We start from the raw sequence: 20,835 nt of genomic DNA on the forward strand, positions 1-20,835 counted from the left end.
AAGCGGAGCGGGCTGAGATCATGCGGCTAGCCCGCCAGATGGTCGCACTGGCCTCCAGTTGCACCCACTGCCTGGCGTGGAAGGCCGACGGAGCCCGGCTGTGCCTGCCGTGCCAGCGCTTCAAGCAGGCCCACCACCAGGTCGGCGCGTGCGCGCGCTGCGGACGGAACCTGCCACTGCAGCAGGGACGATGCCGGATGTGCCTGTACGCCCTTGCTCACATCGGAGAGCGAGCTTTGACGTCCGGCGTCCAGTTATGGATGGATGGAGCCGGGCTACGGCCGCGCTGGCGCGGGTACCGACTCGTCACTGGACAGGACGGCATCCAGCGCCCCGTCCAGGAGTTGGCCGGCCTGCTCGCGCAGCGGCCCCGCGAGCGGCCCGGCGGCCTGCGGCAGCCACGGGAAAGCCGTCAGCAGCGCCCACAGCGAGTGCGCGTACAGGTCGACGTAGCCGGGTGCCAGGTGCAGCCCGCGGGCCAGGCCCCGCAGCAGGGTCACCGGATCCCAGCCCGACAGGTCCCGGTCCCGCATGAAGGCGTCGTCCGGCTGCGGCAGCGGCAACGCCCCCAGCCACAGTGCCCAGTAGTTGAGGTTCGCGGCCTCCGCGGTGTCGTCGTCGGCCAGGGCGCGGTCGATGAAGTCCAGCAGCGGCTGCGGGTCACCGAGGCGGGCTAGCTGTTGCGGGTCATGACGTTGGTGGCATTGGGGCACTCGGAGACTTGGGTGCTCAGTCCGACTGGATGAGTCACTTGAGCGCGGGTCGTCCTGGCCGATCGTGGAGACTCCGCAGCGCGATCTGTGCCTCTACTCTCGCCCCTTGGCCAGGTGTGAGGGGGCCCCAACCCTGTTTTTGATACTCAAGTACATAACCGCTAAGGTTGAAGGCATGGGTAGGCCACGATCCTTCGACGAGTCCGCGGTACTGGACATCTCGGCAGCAGAGTTCCGGGTGCACGGGTTTGCCGACACGTCGACCGAGCAACTCTGCGAAGCAACCGGGGTACAGCGCGGCAGCCTGTACAACGCCTTCACCTCGAAGGAAGAGCTCTTTATCCGGGCGCTGGACCGCTACGCGGTGACATTCCGCGAGCGCCAGGCCGTAGTCCTCACTGACGCCGATCTCGCCGGCGTCGAGCGTTTGCGCGCGGTGTTGGAAGCGGTCGTCGACGAGGAGCACGCCGCTCACGAACATGGTCACGGGGCGGGGTGCATGGTGGTGCACACCACGATGAACCCGGACCTGCGCAATCGCGATGAGCGGATCGCCCGCATCCTCGACCGCGACCTGCGCGAGCGTCTAAGTCTTCTCGAAGGGGCCATCCGGGCCGGCCAGATTGACGGCAGCGTCCCCGCCGACATTGACCCCGGCGAGGGCGCCCTGCTGTTCGTGACCGTGGTGAATGGGCTGCGGGTCATGGGGCAGGTCGGCGTGGATCCGGCAACCCTGCACCGGGTGGCGTTGGCCGGGATCGCAACCCTGATCGGCTGAGCGCCCCGTCGGCGGTCAGGGCATCAGCCTGTCCACGTTTTTGATACTGAAGTACAGAACGGTTGCCTTGTGAATCTTTCAAAGAAGAGGGCCCACCCTCGCGTCGAGAAGGACCAACTCATGCCCAAGTCCGTATATCTGATGACGCTCGGCATCTTCGTGATGGTTTGCAGCGAACTCCTCGTCGGCGGTCTGATGCCGCAGATGTCGAGTGATCTCGGTGCCAGCATCCCGCAGATCGGCTATCTCATCACCGCCTTCGCTCTAGCGATGGCGCTCGGCGGTCCGCCCCTCACCATCGCTGTGCTGCGCTTGCCGACGAAGAATGCACTGCTCGTCCTCTTCATCATCTTCTTCATCGGCAACGCACTCGCGGCGCTGTCGACCTCCTACAGCACGATGCTCGTCGGGCGGCTCGTCACAGGAGCTGCGTCTGGGGCGTTCTTCGGGGTCGCGCTGTCCGCCGTTGCCCAGATCACTACGCCCGAGCTGCGCGGCCGCGCGACGAGCCTCGCGCTGCAGGGCCTCATGCTCGGCACGGCGCTCGGCCTGCCGCTGTCAACACTCATTGGCGGCCAGTTCGGCTGGCGGATGGCCTTCGTCGCGATCGCCGTCTTGACCGTGGTCATCGCTGCCACGACCCTGCTGGCGCTCCCTCGTCTTACCCCGGAGAGCTCGAGTGGCCTTCGTGCGGAGCTTGGGGTATTCCGGGATCCTCGACTGTGGTTCGTCATGGCGACGTCGACGCTCATCATCGGAGCGACCTTCGCCGCGTTCTCCTACTTCGCCCCGATCCTCACCGACATCACGGGCTTCTCTCAGTCGATCGTCCCGTTGCTGCTGCTCGCGTACGGGGCTGCGACCGTCGTCGGCAACATCATCGTCGGTCGGCTGGCGCAGTCGCACACGATCTCGGTGATCGTCGCCGGTCTGCTCCTCAATGTAGCGTTCCTCGTTGGCTTCGCTGTCTTCGCCGAAAATCCCGCGGCAGCGATCATCGCGATGGTTGGGATCGGCCTCGTAGGAATCACTCTCAACCCGGCCACGATCACGCGTGTGCAGCGGGCGGGTAACGCCGGCTCGCTTGTCAACACCGCGCACTCCTCTTTCATCACCCTCGGTGTCGTGATCGGCTCCTGGATTGGCGGCCTCGGGATCAACGTCCTTGGGCTCAGGGCTCCGCTCTGGGTGGGGGCCGGTCTGGCGGTGCTCGCCCTCCTCGCGATGGTCCCGGCGATCGTGTCGGCCGCCCGTGCTCCGCGGGAGATCGCCGATGTCATCGATCGACCTATTCCACTCAAGACAGAACTATGAGGAGTTCGGTGCTTCTCACGGAGCGGTCGGCGTGCTCCTGAGCGATGGTGCTGTCCCGTCTCCGGTGTTCTTCGCGATGAGTTCCGGTGGGGGTGGGCAGTCGGTGTCGGAGTGGAGCGTCTATGACGGTCGTGACTTTCACGGGCCGCGGGCTGCCGCTCTGCGCGCCGTGTGTTCTTGTGGCTGGATGGGCCCTGAGCGGATGCTGGACTGGGAGGCGATCGGTGACCGGGATCTGGCCGACGCGGGCGGAGGTACGGCGAGCACGTGCACGCTGGACTGGGACGCGCACACCATCGAGGTGGGGCAGTCGGCCATCCCGCTACCGGAGACGGTCACCTCTCTGCTGACTCATCTCCAGGAAGAGATGGAGAAGTTGGCGAAGACCTCGCCGCTGGCGGCCCTGCGGGCGGCCCGCCGCCTGGAGGCGACGGCCGTGGAGGCCGCGTACTGGCCGGCCCACGACGCCCGCCAGGATGCGACCCCCGGACAGGCCGCTACCGCCCTCGGACTGAACGAGGACGCCGCACGGAAGCTGATGGCCCGCTTCGGCCGCTGGAGCCCCTACCGGTAGGCACCCCTTCCGACTTGAACCGGACGCCTACCTCCATGGCTACGTACGTACGTGAGAACGGGAGTCGGCCCGGCGGAGAGCCTCGGATACGACCCTCACGCCGGCTGAACCCGGGGTCGGCCGACCCTGTGCGCCGCTCGTCCGGGCCGGGTGTCTGCGAACGTTCTCGCCCACCCCATGGGCCTTGATGTACTGGACTGTCGAAGCAGGGCGAAGCAGGGGAGCGGGACGTTGGCCGGGCACAGCAGGGGTCACACCGGGCGCGTGAGGGACTTCAAGGACTTCGAGTGGGTGGTGTGGCGCCTGGAGGTCCAAGACCCCTCGCATCTCGCGGGCGAGGATCCGGACCTGGACGAGGGGACCCGGGAGGCGATGACGGAGCTGGCCGCCTCGCTGGGCTGCGTGTATGACCACTGTGTCGACTACGACTCCTGCGACGACGAAACGCCGTACTACGCCTGGTGGGTCCGCCTGCCCGCAGCGGAGCATGCCCGACTCGGAAGGGGCGGCCTGCCGCTGGTCATTGGCCCGCTGCGCCAGTACCTGAGCACGCAGCTTCCCGACGGGTTGAAGTGGGAGATCACGCCGGACCGCGAGTTGACGTATCGCCACGCCACAGCATGGCCATGCGGGCCGCCTACGACGATCTGATCGCCCCGTTCGAGCGCGCCCTGATGCCGCTGCGCCGGGAGGGGGCCGATGCACCTGATCCGCGGGCGAAGGTCTGGAAGTGGGAGGAGGACCTCCTAGTCGGCACGTTCGACCTGTGGCTGTGCAGCGACCCGGACCGGCCGCACACCTGGATCGTCGTCACCGTCGGACTGTGGACCGAGCCGCAGCTCTTCGACGAAGAGCCCGCAGCCGGCCTCGGCCACTTCGATTTCACCTCGCACCACCCGCTGCTCTTCCTGCCCCGTCCGCCGGGCCCGGCGACCTTCACCGCCCGCGCGGAGTCCGGCTCGTTCCCCGGCAAGAGCACCTCCAGGACGAAGGCCCCCGACGCCATCGGGACAGCCCACCAGTGGACCGCCAACGACCCCGACGTCCTGGCCGAGCGGGTCGCCCGCGACCTCAAGCTGCTGTGGCCACACCTCACCATCCCGGAAAGGAGCTGACGATCGCCTCGTACGCGAAGGACCCGCGCTGCGCCGCCATGGCCGAAGCCCTCGTGCCCCTGCTGCGCCGCAACTGCCCGGAAGGCGCCGGCGGATACGGCGGCTCGTACCAGGTGAACCTGGATGACGAGGAAGCCGTCGGATTGGGCGGGGTGGAACTGATCCGGGCCGCGATGCGCAAAGCGGCCCGGCAACTCGGCTGGAAGGTCACCACGATCGGGATGATCGGCACCCGTCACGGCACCATGGTCGTCGTCCAGGACGTGCGCGAGGTGCCCGAGGAACACAGCACCGTGATCAACGATGCCATGAACGACCGGATGCGAGCCGCGCTGCACAAGGTGTGGGGTGAACCGGGGCCGGTGCCCGTGCAGCACGGCTCGGTCGCCTTGATGACGCAGGAATTCCGTGCGGCCGTCTCGGTGAGCAGCGCCTGACCCGGCGACGTGCTGGGCTCGGGCGGCGCCGCGTGGGGTGCAACGACGCCCGCTCGCCGGGAGCCGCAGCCACGTCGCCCAAGCATCACCGCCGAGCTGACTTGCTGTCCGGGCGCCGCGACTTCGAGGTGGAGCAACTCGGGGCCGATCGCGTGGTGCGCGGCGTCGGGGGATGGCGTGATCCCGGCGACACGCACCACTACTAACCCTCAGCTTTGACCGGCTCCGTCCGTGCCCTGAGCGTCGCCCTGAGCGTCGTCGTCTTGGGCGAGGTCTTCGGCGTCGTCGATGCCTGGCAGCGGCGGCTGCTCGCCGTCGTCCTCATCATCCTCGTCTTGTTCATCAACCGGGTCCGCGGCGTACTGGGAGGCCGCGGCAAGGGCGCGCAAGTTGGCCGGGAGCATGCCGATGCCCAGATTGCCTGAGATCACTTTGCCGATCCCTGAGTCGAATGCGGGCAGGGCGCAGGCTGCTTGTTGTGCGAGGCCGGCGCTCTTGACGAAGTTGCTGAGGCTAGTGCCGTAGATAGACGCAGCGATCTGTTCGGCAATCGGGTTGCGCGGGAGCATGCTGCCGATGCCGCCTGCGGTCAGGTTCAGTCCGTGGATCCCGAGGGCTGTTTGTTGTGCGAGGCCGACGTTTTTGATGATGTCGCTGAGGCCGGTGCTGTACTTCGGCATGGACGCAGCGATTTGTTCAGCGATCAAGTTGTGTCTTACCAGAGCAGCGGCACCCAGCGTCGGCAAGGACACCGAGAGGTGCTGGGCCACCGCTTCTTCGGCCGACGAGGTGGCACCCAGCACATCCCGTACGGCGCGCCGGGACGCGGCCTGCACCCGGCGCTTGAGGCGCTGCAGGATTTCGGCGCACTCCGTGTTGTCGGTGTCCGGCAGAGACGGGTCGGCTGTCTCCAGCACCGTGGGGTCCTCGGCCTCGCCGGAGGAGAAGAGAACCTTCATCTTCCACGTGCACGCGATGTAGCGGGCCTCCGAGCAGTCACTGTCACCAGCAATGCCATACAGCAGCCACTGTGCGTTGGCCGTGTACCAGACATCCTCCTCGATCCTGTGCCCCGTGACGCCATCGACGCTGAGCAGCTCCGTCGCGGGAGGGCCCGCCCACGCACACCATGACTCCGGGGCCCCAGCAGCACCCAGACCCTCGAAGCCGATAGGAGAGCTGAGAAGCTCCATTGCCGTCTGAGCAACCCGCGCCCGTACGGGCTGTGACCGCAGGAGCTCGGTGGCGGCGTCCTTCGCGTCCTGTCCGGACACTTCCTCGGTGAACTCCGAGACAACCTGCGCGAAGTCCGTGAGCCGCTTGAGCCGGCTCTCCAGGCCGCGCACGTCCTCGTCCAGCGGGTACGGGTAGGTGTTCCCGTCCCCGAAGTCAGTGGAGTTGTTCGTGACGAAGTGGATCTGCTCTTCGGGATTGTTCTTAAGGAACTCCAGGATGGAGAACCAGATGGCGACATCCCGGGCTCCCTTAGGACTCTCCTCCTTGCCGGGCTGACGGGGCTTGGCCGGCTTAAGCCCCATCGTCTCGCGAGACAGTGCCCGCCGCGCTGCGTCACCACTTGTCTCGATCACCTCGAAGATCTTCCGGTAGGTGCTCCGCCAGTGGTCCAGGAGACGCTCTGTATCGAGCGGCTCCAGCGAGCTCTTCAACTCCCAAGGAAGTTCGTCGTTCAGTTTCTCCAGCACGCGTACAGCCGACTGGTGCTTCACCGGGTAAAGCTGCGCCTGGTGCGCGGCCATCTCTTCCATCACCATCCACGGCACTGCCACCCTGTGGCGCCCCGAGGCCCTCAGCTTCCGGACGATGTCGGCCACCGGGCCCTCGGCCGACAAGAGATTCACCGCGTTCGTATCAAAAATGATCAACCTTGCTCCTCCGTCGCAGCTCTCATCATCTGACGCACCGGGGCTTCCCGTCCGGAGTCGGACACACCACGGGCCCCGGGGGGATCAGCCATGACATCCCCGGGGCCCGGTTGGGTCCGCGCTGTCCAACGACCGCGCCCGCCCCGGCGTTACGTCGCGGCCAGCTCCGGCACTTCGAGAGCTTCGGCCACCTTGCGGGCCATCGCGGCCACCTGCGGAGGCAGGTAGCTGTCCAGCGAGTCGACGTCGTCGCACAGCTTCGCCTTCAGCCCGTGCAGGCACGCCTCGGTGAACAGCTTGCCCGGGTCGTCCTCGGGCCGCTGCGCCTGCTCGGCCTGGCTCTGGCCCCGGTGGTGCCGCATCCGGTTCGTCGACGCCCGCATCGCCTCGTACGGGATCGCCTCGCCCATCAGGCCCGTCACGTGCGAACGGTCTTCCTCGTCCGTGCCGTGAGCACGGATCGCCTGCTGCCCGACCTGGAGGTAGCTCTGCAACGTGTGGGATGCCATGCCGGTGCGCTCGCAGTACGCGGCGATCAGCATGGCCACCATGTCCATGGTGTCCGCCGCGTCGGTGGCCCGGTACAGCGTCATCCGCTTCCAGGTGTGCGCCTGGTCGGGCTCGGTGTATCGCAGCACCTCCTGGCAGTTCTGCACGCCTTCGGAGACCAGATGGTGGATCGCCCGCCGCAACGGCTCGGGCATCGGGGTGTGTTCCATGGCCGCACGCTAGAGGGGCCGCGCTCCCGGGCACCGCAGTCGCGGCCCCTGATCACCCGGACGGACCAGAAGGGCAGGCAGCTCACCGCCGGGCCGGGCCTACGCGGTGTCTCCGGGCTCCACGGGCCGGACGCGATCCAGCGGTGCGTCCCATTCGATGCCGCCGCCTTCCGGCACCATGAACGCCTGACGGCTGACCAGGTTGCAGGACTTCTTGAGCCGCTCCTCGAGGACGCCCGTGAGCAGACCGGTCCGCTCCGAGACCGTGTCCTTCACGAGGGTTCCGCGCGGGTAGGGCAGTTCGCCGTGGCTGAGTGTCGTGGCCGGCTTCTGGTTTCCGTTCACGTGCGGACTCCTGTCTGGATTGCTTGGGCGAGGCGGGCGGCGACGTCGGAGCGCACCCGCCCGAGGCCGATGAGCCGCAGTGCGGGCGAGGCGGTGTCGGGGACCAGGGCGCCGGTGTCCGGGGGCGGCTGCTGGGTCATGCGCACCCTCGGCGCAGTGTGTCGGCGAGCTTCAGGGCCACGTCGGCCCGGATGTTCCCCAGAGTGACGAGGTCCAGGTAGGGCGATGCGCCGTCGGTGCCCAGGGATGGGAGCACGATGCCGGCCGCTGTGAGCGCCTCGCGCAGGGTCTCGGTCGCGGTGTACGGGTCGATCGCATCGCGGTCGTGTTCAGTAGCCATGAATTCGACGCTATGGACGGCATGTTGTGGAGCGCCAGGGGAGTTTCTCGAAGTTTCTTGACCCCCTGACGGAGTTGCGCGATGTTATCCATGAGGGTCTGTCAAGGTCCGTACGGAGAGTGCTGGCCTCGGTGATGCTGGATGGATCAGTCCTCGACGAAAGGAACTGATCATGGCGCGACGACTGCGCTTCAACGGCACGGGAAGCGGCGGGGGTTCCTGCCCCGCGGTGCATGAGGACCTGGACACGGGCGAGATCATCGTGCACGGGCCGCGGCTCACCGACCCTGAGGCGCTTGCCCAGCTGCAGCACATCGACGAAGACGAGATCCCGGTCGTCATCCCGCGCAACACCCTGATCGACTTCGGACCGAAGGAGCGCGAGGAAGAGCCGCGCATCCTCACCCCCGAAGAGTTCGCGCGGATGTTCGAGAACTTCCGGCACAGCGCATGGCACCTGGAGGTGGCCCGCGGCTACGCCGTCGACAGGGCGACCAGCACCTACAAGCAGTTCGTGCGGGGCGAGACGCCGACGTGGGACATGGCCTCACCGTGGGCGCGCACCATCAGCGCCAAGACCGCAGACGGCGTGAGTGTCGCGCGCGTGCGCATCGTCGACAACCCGCCGACCGAGGGACAGCGCTACCTCCTCGCGCACGCCGACCACAACGCCCAGCTGGGCGAAGAAGTGCGGAACATGTGGCGCGAGGACGCGGAGCGCCACAACCTGCCCGACGAAGACTTCTGGATCTTCGACTCACACATCGTCGCCCTGTGCCTCTGGGACGAGGCGGAGAACCTGACGGGTGTGGAGCTGATCTCGGAGCCCGCACGGGTCAACCAGTACAACCGTCTGCGTGACGCCGCCATGCACTATGCCCTCCCGTACCCGCAGTTCGTGGCACGGATGGCAGCGGGGGAGTAGAGCAGGTGAGTACCGGTGAGCACGGACTATCAGCAGGCGCGTGAGGATCTCGGACTCCGGCTCCGGGAACTGCGGCTCACCGCCCCTGAGGGCCGGCTCACCGGTACGCAACTCGCGACCCGCCTCGGCACCGGGTGGTCCAAGGTCAAGGTCAGCAAGCTGGAAAACGGCCGGCAAACCGCGACCTCCGAGGATCTCCGGGCGTGGGCACAGGGGACCGGGCAGCCCGAGACGTACGACGAACTCCTGGCCAGGCTCAGAGGCTTCGAGTCGCACATCCGCTCATGGCGCCGCCAACTGTCGGCAGGGCACAAGACGGTGCAGGACGCGGCAGCGGCCCAGGGGGAGCGGACGGAGGTCCTCACCATCTGGGAGAACTGCCTCATCCCCGGCATGCTCCAGATCCCGGACTACGCCCGCCACGTCTTCGCCCGCCACTGCGAACTCATGCGCTCCCCCCGCGACACCGAGGACGCGGTACGCGCCCGGATCCAGCGCCAGGAGGGTCTGTACCAGCGAGGCAGGAAGTACCGGATCATGATGTGGGAGGGCGCACTGCGCTCTCTGGTCTGCCCCCCGTCCGTACTCGCATCCCAGCTCCATCATCTGGCGGGGGCCATCGGCCTGGACACCGTCGAACTCGGGATCATCCCGTTCAGCGCCTCGCTGAAGATCTTCCCCGGCAACAGCTTCTGGATCTACGACGAACGCCTGGCCATCGTCGAAGACTGGCACGCAGAACTCTGGATCGACGACGCGGACAGCGTTGCCACCTACCTGCGCGTCTGGAACACCCTTCAGGAATCCGCCGTGTACGGGGCCGACGCCCACCACGTCATCAACGCCGCCAGGCGCACCCTGAACCCGCGCTGACGACCCACGACCGCGCGGGACGACCGGCCGCTTGTGATGCTCACGCTGTGTCGGCGGTGTAGTTGAGGAAGTCGGCGACGACGGGTACGCCGCGGCGGCGTCCGAGTTTTTGCCGGAGGTCGTTGAGGGTGCTGGTGCCGCGTGCGGAGGTGACGCCGCCCATGCGGGCGACGGCGGTGTGGGCGGTGTCGACGGCGGCGTCGATGTCGCCCAGGGCGAGATGGGCTTCGGCGAGGCGTGCGAGGTAGATGGCGTGTCCGCGCGGGAAGGCGTCGCCGTCGTACGCCTCGCCCTCGCTGTGGTGGGCGGTGGAGGCGTTCCTAAAGTGCTTGAGGGCCTGGCGGGGGTTGCCGAGGTTGAGGGCGGAGCTGCCCAGGAGCTGGTGGGTTTCGCCGAGGTTGAACCAGTAGACGCAGGCCGGATCCGCTTCCATCGGGCCCCGCGTGTCCGTAGGTATCCATGGCGGCGTTGGCGGACCGGTCGGCGGCACGGGTGTCACCGGCGCGGGCGTGGGCCCGGCAGGCACGGGCGTGGAGCATGGCGGTCATGCGCGCTGAGCCGATCCGTGGCGCCTGGGTGAGTGCTGCTTCGACGAGGTCGATCGCGCCGCGCGGGTTGCCGGTGGAGTACTGCTGGATGGCCCAGAACGCGAGCGTGTTGGCGCCGACGACCGGGTCGTCCGCGCTCGCGGCGGCCCGCATGGCGGTGACGTAGTGGCGTTCGGCTGCGGCGATCTGTCCGCTGTCGTACGCCGTCCAGCCCGCCGACCTCGATGCCTCGGCCGCGGCCCCGAACAGACGGCGCCCGACGCGCTCGCTGTAGGAGGCGTCCTTGAGCGCGCTGAGGATCAGGCGTAGTTCGGTGCGGGCGGCGTCGTAGACCTCCCCGGAGCCCAGCTCATCGTCAAGGTGACGCAGTTCGTCCAGGCGGCGCTCGAACCGGTCGGGGGTGCTGTCGTCGATGCGCCGGCCACCGGTGGAAGCGGCGCCCGCGGGGGCGGCACCGGACCACTGGGCGACGGCGCGGTACCGGCAGGGTCCGCCCACCGTCAGGTTGCAAAGGCTTTACCACCACGGCGCGTGAAGCGGTCGACAATCAGCTCGTTCCGCGGGGAGAATCGGCCGCCATGCTGAAGAACAGAGCCACGTTGCTGACCCTGGTGGGCATCCTGGTGATCTCAAGTGTCGTCCTGCTGATGCTCCTGGTCAGCACAAACGTGACAAGCGTGTCGTCCGAGGATGATGTTGCGATAGGCAAGGCCGCCCCCCGAGGTGCGCCTCTCAGCCTTCCTGTGCTTAAGGGCGGGGCAATCCTGGACGCGGATCAGTGGCCGGACGCGTGCTGGTTCGTGGACGAGGAGGAGATCAAGGCGATCTTCCCTGGCGTCAAGGACATCGAACAGGAGAGCCGCCCGGTTTACGCCCTGTCGATCAAGGACTTCGCTGCGGACTCTGCGTATAAAGGGAGTGACAGGTCCGCGTCCGGCCAGTGCCTCTACAGCATGCGCCTTCCGGGCGAGACCTACAGCGCTACCCATTTCTGGTTCCGCATCGAGGCCGTGGCCGACCCCAAGTTGATTGTCAGCTACGCCGATCGCGTCGAGCCGGCAACCAATACCAACCAGGGTGCGAAGGGCGCGGATCACTGTGTCATTGCCGGGCTCCGCGAAGGCAGTTGGCACTGTCGCAAAGGCCCGCTGCTGTTCAGCGTTGGCGGGCAGACCACCGTGACTTTCGAGGGCATGCCGGCCCCAGCACCTTGGGTCTGGCGGGACAATGTGCTCCCTGAGTTCGTCCAGACCATCGCCGCGAAGATCAAATAGCTGCCCCAGGGACGGCAGGAACTATGTTCATCTGCGCGGGCCCGGTGCCGCCGAGCGCAAGTCCAGCCCGTCAGGTTCTGCTTGTCGCTCTCTGAACTGCGGTGACGGATCTGTGGTCGAAGGCGGCAGCGACTTTGCGCCATCCTCACGCGTGCACGAGCCGGTCGTGATCCCGTCCCGCTGGGCCGCCGGCTGGGGTCGCCAACAGCAAAGACCAAAACCACCCGGGCGTCGCACCAGCGAACCTGGCCATGACACAATCCAGACTTATCCGCCGGTGGTCAAATGTCCGCCACGGTAGCTGAGGTGCCCGACGACGCGCTGTTGCGCCGCATGCTCGCCCACCGTCTCCTGGGCGAGCCGACCTATACGGACACGTACGGTCCCTGCGTGAACCGCCGCGAAACGCGCCGCTCCACAACGCGGGTATCGGAACGTCCAAGCAAACCAACCCTGGCTGGGAGCTCGTGATGGCGCGGATAGTCCTGCGTGAAAAGACCGCGAAGAATCCTGGGGAGCCGGTTCCCGGAAAACCTCCCCTGTCGACGCTCGGCCGGGTGCTGGCGATGATGCTGGCCTTCGCGGGGACGGTCGTCTTTGCGGTGGTTCTGGCCCGGCTGACTCTGCAATCCTCGGCAGCATCCGTGCCGTTGACGCACAGTAACCTGCGCCCTGGGGACTCGATCCGTGCTTATCTCGCGCAGCCCATGGCCCCTGACACCGTCAAGCAGCTCGGCGGCAATATCGTGATGGGGATACCGTTCGGTGTGCTGCTGCCGGTACTGGTACCCCGAACGCGAGGACTGGTCCGCGTAGCGGCGGCCACCGCTCTCGTGATGATCCTCGTCGAACTCGTCCAAGGCGCCCTCATCACCGGGCGCGCCTTCGACATCGATGATGTTCTGCTCAACACCACGGGTGCCCTCATCGGTTACCTGCTGATCGGCCTCCGGCTGGGCCGCGCAGTGCATCCCAGGCGCCGCCACTGGTGGCACCGGTTCACCAAACGCCAGGTGACTGTCACAGACCCAGACCCGGCATAGGTGCGCCTCGCCGCGCCCCCTGTTCCGCCGCCCCTCGCCGGGAGCGCCATGGAGTTGACCACCGGAAGCCTGAACCTGGCCTAAACGGGCATGCTGATGACCTCCAGAAGCTCGGAGGCGGACCCTGTTGCCGAGCTCCGGGCATTGGCACGCCCAGTTCCGGGTCTGTACAGCGGACGGCTGGTAGTCCGTATCGCTGGGCAGCGACTGCGCCGTGTGCAGTTCCGCCAAGGAGCGCGAGCGCCGGGAGGCTGAGGAAGGGGCGGCTGAGGAGGCGCAGGCGCAGGCGGAAGCGGAGGCGTGGCGCAAGGGGAACGGCATCTTCGGTTTTTCCTCCGCCGCTGGCGCACCGGAGCTCTGCCGGTCGTGCCCACGCCACCCGTTGGGCGTGGTGTACCGGAGCGGCGTACCGGAGGGGTGGGGCCCTGGCCGGGCGGGTCAGGGCCCCACGGGGCGCGCATCCGTGGGGCGGATTGCATGCACGCCACCGGGTAACCGAGCCGGCGCCGGTCGGGTCACGCACGCGACGCCGTATTCACCCGGTGGGCGGTGCCGGTCGTCAGAGCCGGGTGCCTTCCAGGGCGCGGCGGTCGCCGGTGAGGGCGTAGCGGCGTACGGCGAGGGAGGGGTTTCGAGGTCCCTGCGCGTGGCTGGTGGCCTCCTGGGCCCTGTCGAGGTGCGGGAGGCGACCAGCTTGCATACTTGCCGGGGTTAATACATGGGGTCCATGCCCTGGCCGCCCATGCCGCCCTCCTGCTGCTTGCTCTCCTCCTGCAGACGGCGGGCCTTGTCCGTCAGCCGCTTGCGCTCCTGCGGGTCGGTGGCACGCTCCGCCGCGTCGTTCAGTTCCTGCGCCTTGGCACGCATCTGCTGGGCACGCCCGCCGGATTCGCCTGCAGCACTCATGATCACTCCTGGAAGTGTGGGGGAGAGGACCCGGCCAGCGAATCAGTGCCAGGGCGCTCGCGCATCTTGAACGCTCACCCACCCCTATTCCGGCAGCTTCAGTGCCGGAGCGGACGGAGCTGTTCGAGGACGTCTGAGTGTGCGTGGGCCGGGGAGGAGAATGGGATGGCTGACCTTCCGCACTTGCTGCAGCAGACCGTGCGCCGCCGTCATCTGACCCCTCAGGCACTCGCCGAGCGCACCGGATCGCTCGCGTGCTGTTTCCCCGCAGCGGTATCAGGCCGTCGCGTTTAGTGTGGAGACAGGGCGCGGCACGCTCCCTGCTGTCTCCTCGGAAGGGATGACCGGCGATGACCGATACCGGACAGACCAGTCAGACCGAGACCACCCTGTCCGTGGGCGGGCGCGGCGCGAAATCCCTCGGCGCGGGACACGGAAGCGATCCGGGTTCGCGTGGCCGTACGACGATCGCCGATGGTGTGGTGGCGAAGATCGCCGGAATGGCGGCCCGGGATGTGCCCGGGGTCCATGCGATGGGCGGCGGGTTCGCCCGCGGCATGGGGGCCATGCGCGAACGCGTTCCCGGCGTGGGCGGCAAGTCCGTTACCAGCGGGGTGAAGGTCGAGGTCGGTGAGGTCCAGACGGTGGTCGGTCTGGAGATCGTCGTCGAGTACGGCGTCTCCATCATCGAGGTGGCGGGCGACATACGCGAGAACGTGATCACTGCCATCGAGCGGATGACCGGCCTGGAGGTCATCGAAGTCAACATCGCGGTCGGTGATGTGAAGCTGCCTGACGAGGAAGACGAAGAACCAGAGCGGCGGGTTGCGTAGCGGTGCGCCTGCGAACTGTGACGCGAAGGAACGCGGGAATAGCAGGGCCTTGGGCGGCTTGATCGCCGGGATGGCGCTGGGCTTCGCCGGGTAGCCCGGGCCGAACCTGCGCGTCCACTGGTGGACCGTCCCGTAGGACACCACGACGCCGCTCGCCCACCCGGACTCGTCCGCAGCAGTAGCCCCACTTCGAGCCTCGTTCACACCCGGAACGGTTCAGCCACCTGCCGTTGGCCGAGCTGGCGCAGCGCGAGGGCGACTGTGTCTGCCTGGAGCAGGGGTGGGGTGTTGTCGCGTGGGGCGCTGATCCAGTGCGCGGCGGCGGTGCCGTGCGGGGTGCAGGGCAGGAGCAGTTGCTGGTTTCGGGAGAGCACCCGCATGCTCCGTCCCTGGGCGGTGTGGCCTGTGCCGGCGGGCACCATGACGTAGAGCCGGTCGCTGATGTGGTCGGCCAGGACCGGGTATCCCAGGTGTACGTCGGCGCCCATCTTGTCCAGGGCGTCCAGGCCCAGGCCGATCGGTGCGATGACCATGACGTCCCAGGTGTCACCGCACCGCGCCCAACGGGTTGAGTCGTTTCCCTTGGCCCACAGGGCCCGCGTCCGGGCGTCGACCGTGTCTTTCGCCGCCCAGGTCGCACAACTTGGTGGTAAGGCTTCCTCCGACACGATGAACTCCCTTCAATCGCCCGTTGCTTCTCTTATAACAACGTGCGCCGGGCCGGGCGGGCTCAGGCCGAAAGCCGACCGGATTCCACCGTAAGAGCTACGCGGCACCACAAGCACCGTTCTTGCCCAGCGTGCGGGCCCCGCACACCAGGGCCCGCACACCAGGGCCCGCACACCCAGGCCGCTACGGTGCGCTACGCCGCGTCCCACTCATGCGGACAGCCGCCGCGCCACTCCACCCGCCGGGGATCATCCATCACCGCGTCCGGATCAGACACACCGGCAGTTTCGAGGAACACCACCAGGTCATGATCGGAATGGGCCAGACCCAGACCCAGGACCTTGTCGCCGCCGTCGCAGCGCATACTCACTGGCCGGCCGCCCGACGCAGACGGCCGGCGCACAACGATCGGAGCACCGCCCATGACACCAGCAAGGTCTCCGATCGCGGTTTCAGCGGGTCGCCCGGCAACGGCCCTCGCCGTCGGTATTTTCCGGCGGGATTGCGTAGGTCTGCAACTTCCCGTCGACGACGGGGGGCCGCAAATGTCGAAAATCCTTGGATTCTGCCTTCTCGGTTCAAACAAGGAAAGACGCACAATCGACGCAATGTGCCGTCGCCACCCAGCCCTACCTGCCCCGGCGCTGCGCCGGCGCGCCCAACGGGCCCCGGACGCCGGGTGGTCAGAAGTGCCTTCCGGCCTCCGCGACCTGGCAGAACCCGGAGCTCATCGCCTATGGATCCAGAAATTTGAGAAATGGCGACTTCTCATCGGTGCTTGGCGGTCAAACCAACGACCCTAAGGGAAACATTTTATTCGAGGGAGTTCTCCTCCCGCAGATGCAGTGCCACCCCACCGGGCAAATATTGATGAAGATCGCACTCCTCGTACCATTACAAATATCGGGACATGCGTGTCCCATGTAACTGTGCGGAGTTTCGCGGACTGCCTTGGCGAACTGCCGTGCATGCGGCACGGAAAAGTGTTCGAGCGAAATTATTCCTTTTAGGTGCCGTGTCCACCGGATTTCGCGCTTCGGATCGACCCTCGCTTCACCTGAGACAGAGGAAACCCCCGTCATGAACAGGAAACAGACCGCCGCTCTCCTCGCCCTCCCGACCCTCTTCGCCGGGGCTGCGCTTTTCCTCGGTGCTCCTGCCGGGGCCTCGGCCCTGGCCTGCACCGCGGGCACCGCGGGCGTCGCGGGCGCCAACGGCACCGCTGCCCACCCCGCCGGGTTCCCCGGCACCGCGGGCGGCGCCGCGACCGGGACCGGGAACTGCGCCGGCGGTGCGGGCGGTCCCGGCGGTAACGGTGTGCTGGGCGGGGCCGGAGGTGCGGGCGGCAACGGCGGGGCCGGCCTCGGCGGCGGCTCCGGTGGAGCGGGTGCTGTCGGCGGCAATGGCGGCCCCAGCGGTGCGGCGGGTGGCAACGGTGGCACCGGTGCCACCGGCGGCCTTAACGGTGCGGGCGGTGCGGGCGGTGCTGGTGGTGCGGGCACCCAGGTCGCTGCGGGCGGCACCGGTGGCCCCGGCGGTAACTCCGGTGCCAGCGCCGGAGCCGGCGGCAAGGGGGGCCTGGGTGGCGTCGGTGGATCCACCGGCGGCGCGGGCGGCAACGCTGGCAAAGGCGGCATCGGCCACGGCGGTGGCACAGGCGGCAACGGCGGCGCCGGCGGCATCAACGCCTCCGGTAACGGCGGCAAGGGCGGTAATGCCGGAAACGGCGGCAACGGCAGCTCGGGCGGCGCTTACCCGGGTGGTGCCGCGGGCATCGGCGGGGCCGGTGGTGTGAGCTCCGGAGGTATGGCCAACTCGGGCGGCAACGGAGGCATCGGCGGCAACGGCGGTGTGAAGTCGGGTGCGAGCGCTGATGGCACCTGCGGTATCGGCGGCGCCGGCGGCAACGCCACCGGGGGCCTGCTCTTCCAAGGCGGGACCGGCGGCATCGGCGGGACCTTCGGTGCCGGCAGCCCCTGCGCGAACGGCGCCAACGGAACACCGTGACCTTGCCCCACCAGGCGCCCCACCCCATCGCGCCGCAAGGACACATGGTGCACTCACACTCAGGGGCGTGACGACGGCGCCCTGCTTCCCGCCATGAGAGCCGGTTCACCGGCTCTCATGGCGGGGGTGTGCCCGGGCTGGCATCCGCGGCAAAGCAAACCGTTGCCGGCTGCGGGAACGTATGGGTGCCGGGAGCTACCCCGCAGCGCGTCCGAGCGCACGGGGCGGGGCCGATCTCATACGGAGCGTCGTGTGATGCGCGGTGTCGTGCTCCTGGGGGGCGTCAGGGTGTGGGGAGCGGCGGGACAGGAGCCGGCAGCTTGCAGCCGGCTGCGGCGGCTGCGGTTTTGAGGGCGGCGGCGGCCGCGTCGTTGGCCGTCTTCTGGGCCTTGAGGGCTTCCGCTGCCGTGGCCTGGGCGGCGGCCGGGTTGGCGGCGATGACCAGGGCGGCGGCCATGCTGGCCGCCGCAGTGACGTTGGCGGCCGCGAGGGCCGCGGCCGCGGTGGCCGCGTCCTTGAGCAGGCCCACACAGGCGGCGGCGCTGGGGGGAACGGGATCGGCGGCGGCGGCCGACGGCGCCATCGACAGCCCACCGACGACCATCACGGCCGAAGCGGCCAGGGACACGGCGGTTGTACGAAGAAGCCTCATAGATCGAACTCCTGACACCTAAAGGGGACGAGCCCACACAGGGCAGAACCAGAACCGGAGCCCCGACCGACGAACGGGCCCGCAGCCACGCGACAGGCGACACGAGAGCACTGCCCGTCACGTGGCAAGCCACGGCACGGCTTCCCACCAGAGCCGACCACGCCCCCACACCACCCGCACCCCCAAGCAGGCCGAACGAGACCCCGGCTCACAACGCACTCAAAGAACGCCCGCCGGAGCACCAGGGGTTGCGCGGCTAACCCTCGCGCTCAGCACTCCGCATCCCGGCTACCGGAGGGCCCGGTAGCCATCCACCGGAGGGAACCCGCTCATGTCCGCCACAGCAGCAGCCCGACGTTCTCCAGCCGTCCCCGCTTCCGGCCGTCGCGCCGCGTACGGATCCGCTGGTACTCCTGCTCCTGGTCCTCGTTGCCGGGGGCGGGTGGTCACTGTTTCCCGCGTGAAAGTCGCTCCACCCGCTGCTGCTCCCACTCGCTGAGCTGGTACGACGCGCGGCTGGTAGCAAGGAACTGGGACGTGCGCGACGTCGCGAGCGTCCCACACCCGCTCTGGCTGAACGGCACGCACTTCGTCGGCGGCCAGGCCGACAGCGAAGGCTGCGCGGAGCACCAGGCTGGAGTCCTCGGACGCGGCGACGGCGGCGAAGTGTCTGGCGGACCGGACACCACTGCGGCCTCCCCCGGGCGTGAGAGGGGGAGGCCGCAGTGGTGTCCGCAGGGATCAGCTGCCGTAGCCACCGTGGTGCTTGCCGTGGCTCGAGCCGTTGATGCAGGTGTTGCCGAACGCGGGGTTGAGCAGGCCGACCACGTTGACGGTGTTGCCACAGATGTTGACCGGGATGTGGATGGGCACCTGGACGAGGTTGCCCGAAAGGACACCGGGTGAGTGTGTGGCGACACCCTGCGCTCCGGCGTCAGCGGTAGCCATACCGGCTCCGCCGGTCATGAGGGCACCAGTGCCGGCGATGACGGCGGCTGCCTTCGCGATACGCAACATCAGTTCTCCTTACAAGATGAAAGGTCGGTCGCAGGACGCGGCCTACACAGTGCTTCAACGCGGGAACAAGCAAGCAGTAACGGATCAAAGCCGAAGTCGTCGCGCCGCGGGGCTCCGACCGGATTCCGCTCCCGGCCCCCGGCCCCCGGCGCCCCATGCCTCGGAGCTGGGCACGCACGTACTTCCCTGCTCAAACACCGCCGGCCAGGCTCTCATATGTGAAGCCTTCTACTGTTTTTCATTGGACAGTTGTCGCAGGCAACATAAAATTTCCCCATACAGGTGCCTTATTCAGGACGTGCTTCACCTGTCAAGCATGGCCTACTTCGGTCCATCCTTTGCCTGCCAGCCGCGGGGCCTCACCTGCCGATTCCCCACCCCGTGAAAGGGCAGTGCCGCTGACTGCGGCTGAAAATCGGGCATCGCGGATCGAGGGCCACCAAAACTTCTTGTATGGCATGACCAGTAAAAACGTGACGTCGGCACTTGCCCAGTCGGCGAGAATGCTATCCAGCTGAATAGCACCTTGGGAAGCAGAAGCGTCTGGCCAAGAATTGCGGAGCGAAACCCAAGGCCGAAATCCGGCGGGCTCCCCGCCCCGGATTTTCGCTGTGCGGACAACCAGAGGAGAAGACGATGTCCAAGCTTGCGCGACTCGCCGCCGCTACCGGTCTCGCCGCAGTACTCGCAGCAGGAGTCGCCGCCCCGGCCGGAGCACAGCAGCAGACCGCCACCAGCCCGCACAACTACACGTGTTCCAACCAGGGCGGCGGCCCCGACCACACCGTCAACTGCTCCGGCCTGATCACCGTCAACAATGTCCTCAACGGCACCACCGTCAACGTCGGCGACCTCAACATCCTCAACGGCACCCAGCTCAACGACCTTCAGGTCGCCCTGGCGAACGTCGCGGACAACAGCGTCAACCTCCCGGTCACCGTCCAGCTGCTGAACCTGGAGAACACCACCATCACCACCTACCTCCAGAAGTTCGGCATCACCGTCCTGCCCGTCAACCTCAACATCTGCGCCGGCAGCATCTGCGTCTGACCACTCCCACCGCAGGCCCTCCCCGCTCCCGCAGACGGCCCCTGCCCGGACGAAGCAACCAGGGCGAGCCACTCCGTGCCGACCGGTGGAACAACGGGAACAGCGGACGTCAGCGAAAGGGTCCTGGTGTTGTTCAGGCCCGCACGGCCGTGCGGGCCTGAACACGAACGAGAGGGGGCAATTGACCTACCCGCGCGCCCACAGGGGAAGACCGCCATCGCTTCAGGCGAGCACGACTGCGAGCAGCGCGGACACCACGGTGGTCACCGCGACCGGCAGCATCACTGCCCTGGCCCGCTGGGAGAATGCCGATACGGCATCGCGGGCCGCGCGGACAGCATTACCCGCCGGCACGGCCGCCTCCTGGTCTCCCGCCGCCAGGAGCGCGCGGCACCACGGGCAGTCATCGCTCTCCCGGTCCAGCCAGTAGGCACCTGCCAGCCGGGCGAAGACCACCGGCGCTCCGTCGTCCGCAGCATCCACGACGGCTCCAACGAGCCCACCGCCCGCCGGTAACGACCACCGAGCAACCCGGAAGGTGGGCCAGGAGCACCAAGCCGTCCTCCACGACGCGATGAATGAGCGGATGTGTGCCGTGCTGCACAAGGTGTGGGGCGAGCCGGGCCCGGCCCCTGTCCAGCGCGGCTCAGTGGCCTTGATGACTCAGGAGTCCCGCGCGGCCGTTGCCACGGGCAGGGCCTGACGCTGCACCGGGGCTTGGGCGGCCTGGGAGAAGTGCATGACGATCCCCTTCGCACCGGCGGCGACTTCGCCGGTGAGTTCGTAGCCGCAGCTTCCGCTGAGCGTGGCCCCGGTGGGC

General features: G+C 67.9%; 28 protein-coding genes. 13 read left to right on the top strand and 15 right to left on the bottom strand.

The window, feature by feature from the left end:
* Positions 1-275 precede the first annotated feature (275 nt).
* The gene (locus ABCR94_RS34445) at positions 276-713 is read right to left on the bottom strand and encodes a hypothetical protein (protein ID WP_347124909.1); all 438 of its coding nucleotides are present in this window, start codon (positions 711-713) and stop codon (positions 276-278) included.
* 139 nt (positions 714-852) lie between these two features.
* On the opposite strand from ABCR94_RS34445, the gene ABCR94_RS34450 reads away from it, so the two are divergent.
* The 6 genes from ABCR94_RS34450 (at position 853) to ABCR94_RS34475 (ending at position 4,931) form a co-directional block, all read left to right on the top strand.
* Positions 853-1,491 carry a TetR/AcrR family transcriptional regulator gene (locus tag ABCR94_RS34450; RefSeq protein ID WP_347124910.1) on the top strand — a complete coding sequence of 213 codons (639 nt, stop codon included), beginning with the start codon at positions 853-855 and terminating at the stop codon, positions 1,489-1,491.
* Positions 1,492-1,611: 120 nt separating this feature from the next.
* Positions 1,612-2,805, top strand: coding sequence for an MFS transporter (locus ABCR94_RS34455; RefSeq protein WP_347124912.1), 1,194 nt, complete (start codon positions 1,612-1,614; stop codon positions 2,803-2,805).
* A gap of 187 nt (positions 2,806-2,992) precedes the next feature.
* Complete coding sequence (locus ABCR94_RS34460) at positions 2,993-3,379, top strand: hypothetical protein (protein WP_347124913.1); 387 nt, start codon at positions 2,993-2,995, stop codon at positions 3,377-3,379.
* 264 nt (positions 3,380-3,643) lie between these two features.
* Positions 3,644-4,030 (top strand): hypothetical protein, encoded by a 387-nt coding sequence (locus ABCR94_RS34465; protein WP_347124915.1) that lies wholly within the window; start codon positions 3,644-3,646, stop codon positions 4,028-4,030.
* On the top strand, positions 4,006-4,494 hold the full coding sequence (locus ABCR94_RS34470) for a hypothetical protein (protein ID WP_347124917.1): 489 nt from the start codon (positions 4,006-4,008) through the stop codon (positions 4,492-4,494). The genes ABCR94_RS34465 and ABCR94_RS34470 overlap by 25 nt, the downstream gene beginning before the upstream one ends.
* Positions 4,461-4,931: a hypothetical protein gene (locus tag ABCR94_RS34475; RefSeq protein ID WP_347124918.1), complete on the top strand. Its 471-nt coding sequence runs from the start codon at positions 4,461-4,463 to the stop codon at positions 4,929-4,931. Before ABCR94_RS34470 ends, ABCR94_RS34475 begins: the two co-directional genes overlap by 34 nt.
* 209 nt (positions 4,932-5,140) lie before the next feature.
* Here ABCR94_RS34475 and ABCR94_RS34480 read toward each other — a convergent pair whose 3' ends face one another.
* The 5 genes from ABCR94_RS34480 to ABCR94_RS34500 all read right to left on the bottom strand — a co-directional run bounded on the left by ABCR94_RS34480 (position 5,141) and on the right by ABCR94_RS34500 (position 8,218).
* Complete coding sequence (locus ABCR94_RS34480; protein WP_347124920.1) at positions 5,141-6,814, bottom strand: PIN domain-containing protein; 1,674 nt, start codon at positions 6,812-6,814, stop codon at positions 5,141-5,143.
* A gap of 149 nt (positions 6,815-6,963) precedes the next feature.
* Positions 6,964-7,533 carry a hypothetical protein gene (locus ABCR94_RS34485; protein WP_347124921.1) on the bottom strand — a complete coding sequence of 190 codons (570 nt, stop codon included), beginning with the start codon at positions 7,531-7,533 and terminating at the stop codon, positions 6,964-6,966.
* Positions 7,534-7,632: 99 nt separating this feature from the next.
* A complete protein-coding gene (locus ABCR94_RS34490; RefSeq protein ID WP_347124923.1) occupies positions 7,633-7,878 on the bottom strand; it encodes a hypothetical protein in 246 nt (81 codons plus the stop codon).
* Positions 7,875-8,018, bottom strand: a complete 144-nt coding sequence (locus tag ABCR94_RS34495; protein ID WP_347124924.1) for a hypothetical protein — start codon at positions 8,016-8,018, stop codon at positions 7,875-7,877. Before ABCR94_RS34495 ends, ABCR94_RS34490 begins: the two co-directional genes overlap by 4 nt.
* Positions 8,015-8,218 carry a hypothetical protein gene (locus ABCR94_RS34500; RefSeq protein ID WP_347124925.1) on the bottom strand — a complete coding sequence of 68 codons (204 nt, stop codon included), beginning with the start codon at positions 8,216-8,218 and terminating at the stop codon, positions 8,015-8,017. Before ABCR94_RS34500 ends, ABCR94_RS34495 begins: the two co-directional genes overlap by 4 nt.
* Positions 8,219-8,390: 172 nt before the next feature.
* Here ABCR94_RS34500 and ABCR94_RS34505 point away from each other — a divergent pair, with 172 nt between their 5' ends.
* Positions 8,391-9,143 (top strand): DUF6879 family protein, encoded by a 753-nt coding sequence (locus ABCR94_RS34505; protein ID WP_347124926.1) that lies wholly within the window; start codon positions 8,391-8,393, stop codon positions 9,141-9,143.
* Between the two features lie 15 nt (positions 9,144-9,158).
* Positions 9,159-10,016 (top strand): DUF5753 domain-containing protein, encoded by an 858-nt coding sequence (locus ABCR94_RS34510; RefSeq protein WP_347124928.1) that lies wholly within the window; start codon positions 9,159-9,161, stop codon positions 10,014-10,016.
* Between the two features lie 40 nt (positions 10,017-10,056).
* Here the strand turns inward: ABCR94_RS34510 and ABCR94_RS34515 are convergent, their stop codons facing one another.
* Both ABCR94_RS34515 and ABCR94_RS34520 read right to left on the bottom strand, forming a co-directional pair.
* Positions 10,057-10,449: an NsdA family TPR-like regulatory protein gene (locus ABCR94_RS34515; protein WP_347124929.1), complete on the bottom strand. Its 393-nt coding sequence runs from the start codon at positions 10,447-10,449 to the stop codon at positions 10,057-10,059.
* Positions 10,337-11,062: an NsdA family TPR-like regulatory protein gene (locus tag ABCR94_RS34520; protein ID WP_347124930.1), complete on the bottom strand. Its 726-nt coding sequence runs from the start codon at positions 11,060-11,062 to the stop codon at positions 10,337-10,339. The genes ABCR94_RS34515 and ABCR94_RS34520 overlap by 113 nt, the downstream gene beginning before the upstream one ends.
* An 80-nt stretch (positions 11,063-11,142) precedes the next feature.
* Here ABCR94_RS34520 and ABCR94_RS34525 point away from each other — a divergent pair, with 80 nt between their 5' ends.
* Positions 11,143-11,838 carry a hypothetical protein gene (locus tag ABCR94_RS34525; RefSeq protein WP_347124932.1) on the top strand — a complete coding sequence of 232 codons (696 nt, stop codon included), beginning with the start codon at positions 11,143-11,145 and terminating at the stop codon, positions 11,836-11,838.
* A gap of 470 nt (positions 11,839-12,308) precedes the next feature.
* Positions 12,309-12,881 (top strand): VanZ family protein, encoded by a 573-nt coding sequence (locus ABCR94_RS34530; protein ID WP_347124934.1) that lies wholly within the window; start codon positions 12,309-12,311, stop codon positions 12,879-12,881.
* Positions 12,882-13,440: 559 nt separating this feature from the next.
* On the opposite strand, the gene ABCR94_RS34535 is transcribed toward ABCR94_RS34530, so the two are convergent.
* Both ABCR94_RS34535 and ABCR94_RS34540 read right to left on the bottom strand, forming a co-directional pair.
* Positions 13,441-13,581 carry a hypothetical protein gene (locus ABCR94_RS34535; protein WP_347124936.1) on the bottom strand — a complete coding sequence of 47 codons (141 nt, stop codon included), beginning with the start codon at positions 13,579-13,581 and terminating at the stop codon, positions 13,441-13,443.
* A gap of 11 nt (positions 13,582-13,592) precedes the next feature.
* Positions 13,593-13,787: a DUF6381 family protein gene (locus ABCR94_RS34540; protein ID WP_347124938.1), complete on the bottom strand. Its 195-nt coding sequence runs from the start codon at positions 13,785-13,787 to the stop codon at positions 13,593-13,595.
* A gap of 350 nt (positions 13,788-14,137) precedes the next feature.
* Here ABCR94_RS34540 and ABCR94_RS34545 point away from each other — a divergent pair, with 350 nt between their 5' ends.
* Complete coding sequence (locus ABCR94_RS34545; RefSeq protein ID WP_347124940.1) at positions 14,138-14,620, top strand: Asp23/Gls24 family envelope stress response protein; 483 nt, start codon at positions 14,138-14,140, stop codon at positions 14,618-14,620.
* Positions 14,621-14,820: 200 nt separating this feature from the next.
* Here ABCR94_RS34545 and ABCR94_RS34550 read toward each other — a convergent pair whose 3' ends face one another.
* Together ABCR94_RS34550 and ABCR94_RS34555 are read right to left on the bottom strand one after the other, a co-directional pair.
* Positions 14,821-15,153 carry a hypothetical protein gene (locus ABCR94_RS34550; protein ID WP_347124941.1) on the bottom strand — a complete coding sequence of 111 codons (333 nt, stop codon included), beginning with the start codon at positions 15,151-15,153 and terminating at the stop codon, positions 14,821-14,823.
* Between the two features lie 329 nt (positions 15,154-15,482).
* Positions 15,483-15,659 (bottom strand): hypothetical protein, encoded by a 177-nt coding sequence (locus ABCR94_RS34555; protein WP_521978476.1) that lies wholly within the window; start codon positions 15,657-15,659, stop codon positions 15,483-15,485.
* A 710-nt stretch (positions 15,660-16,369) separates the two neighbouring features.
* Here ABCR94_RS34555 and ABCR94_RS34560 point away from each other — a divergent pair.
* Positions 16,370-17,296, top strand: coding sequence for a hypothetical protein (locus ABCR94_RS34560; protein WP_347124944.1), 927 nt, complete (start codon positions 16,370-16,372; stop codon positions 17,294-17,296).
* A gap of 283 nt (positions 17,297-17,579) precedes the next feature.
* Here ABCR94_RS34560 and ABCR94_RS34565 read toward each other — a convergent pair whose 3' ends face one another.
* Together ABCR94_RS34565 and ABCR94_RS34570 are read right to left on the bottom strand one after the other, a co-directional pair.
* A complete protein-coding gene (locus ABCR94_RS34565) occupies positions 17,580-17,948 on the bottom strand; it encodes a hypothetical protein (protein ID WP_347124946.1) in 369 nt (122 codons plus the stop codon).
* A 741-nt stretch (positions 17,949-18,689) separates the two neighbouring features.
* The gene (locus tag ABCR94_RS34570) at positions 18,690-18,965 is read right to left on the bottom strand and encodes a chaplin (RefSeq protein ID WP_347124947.1); all 276 of its coding nucleotides are present in this window, start codon (positions 18,963-18,965) and stop codon (positions 18,690-18,692) included.
* Between the two features lie 636 nt (positions 18,966-19,601).
* On the opposite strand from ABCR94_RS34570, the gene ABCR94_RS34575 reads away from it, so the two are divergent.
* Positions 19,602-20,015, top strand: a complete 414-nt coding sequence (locus tag ABCR94_RS34575; RefSeq protein WP_347124949.1) for a preprotein translocase subunit TatB — start codon at positions 19,602-19,604, stop codon at positions 20,013-20,015.
* A 222-nt stretch (positions 20,016-20,237) separates the two neighbouring features.
* Here ABCR94_RS34575 and ABCR94_RS34580 read toward each other — a convergent pair whose 3' ends face one another.
* Positions 20,238-20,498, bottom strand: coding sequence for a hypothetical protein (locus ABCR94_RS34580; RefSeq protein ID WP_347124951.1), 261 nt, complete (start codon positions 20,496-20,498; stop codon positions 20,238-20,240).
* Between the last annotated feature and the right edge of the window lie 337 nt (positions 20,499-20,835).

It is taken from the genome of Streptomyces changchenzhani (assembly GCF_039766235.1).
GTDB lineage: Bacteria > Actinomycetota > Actinomycetes > Streptomycetales > Streptomycetaceae > Streptomyces.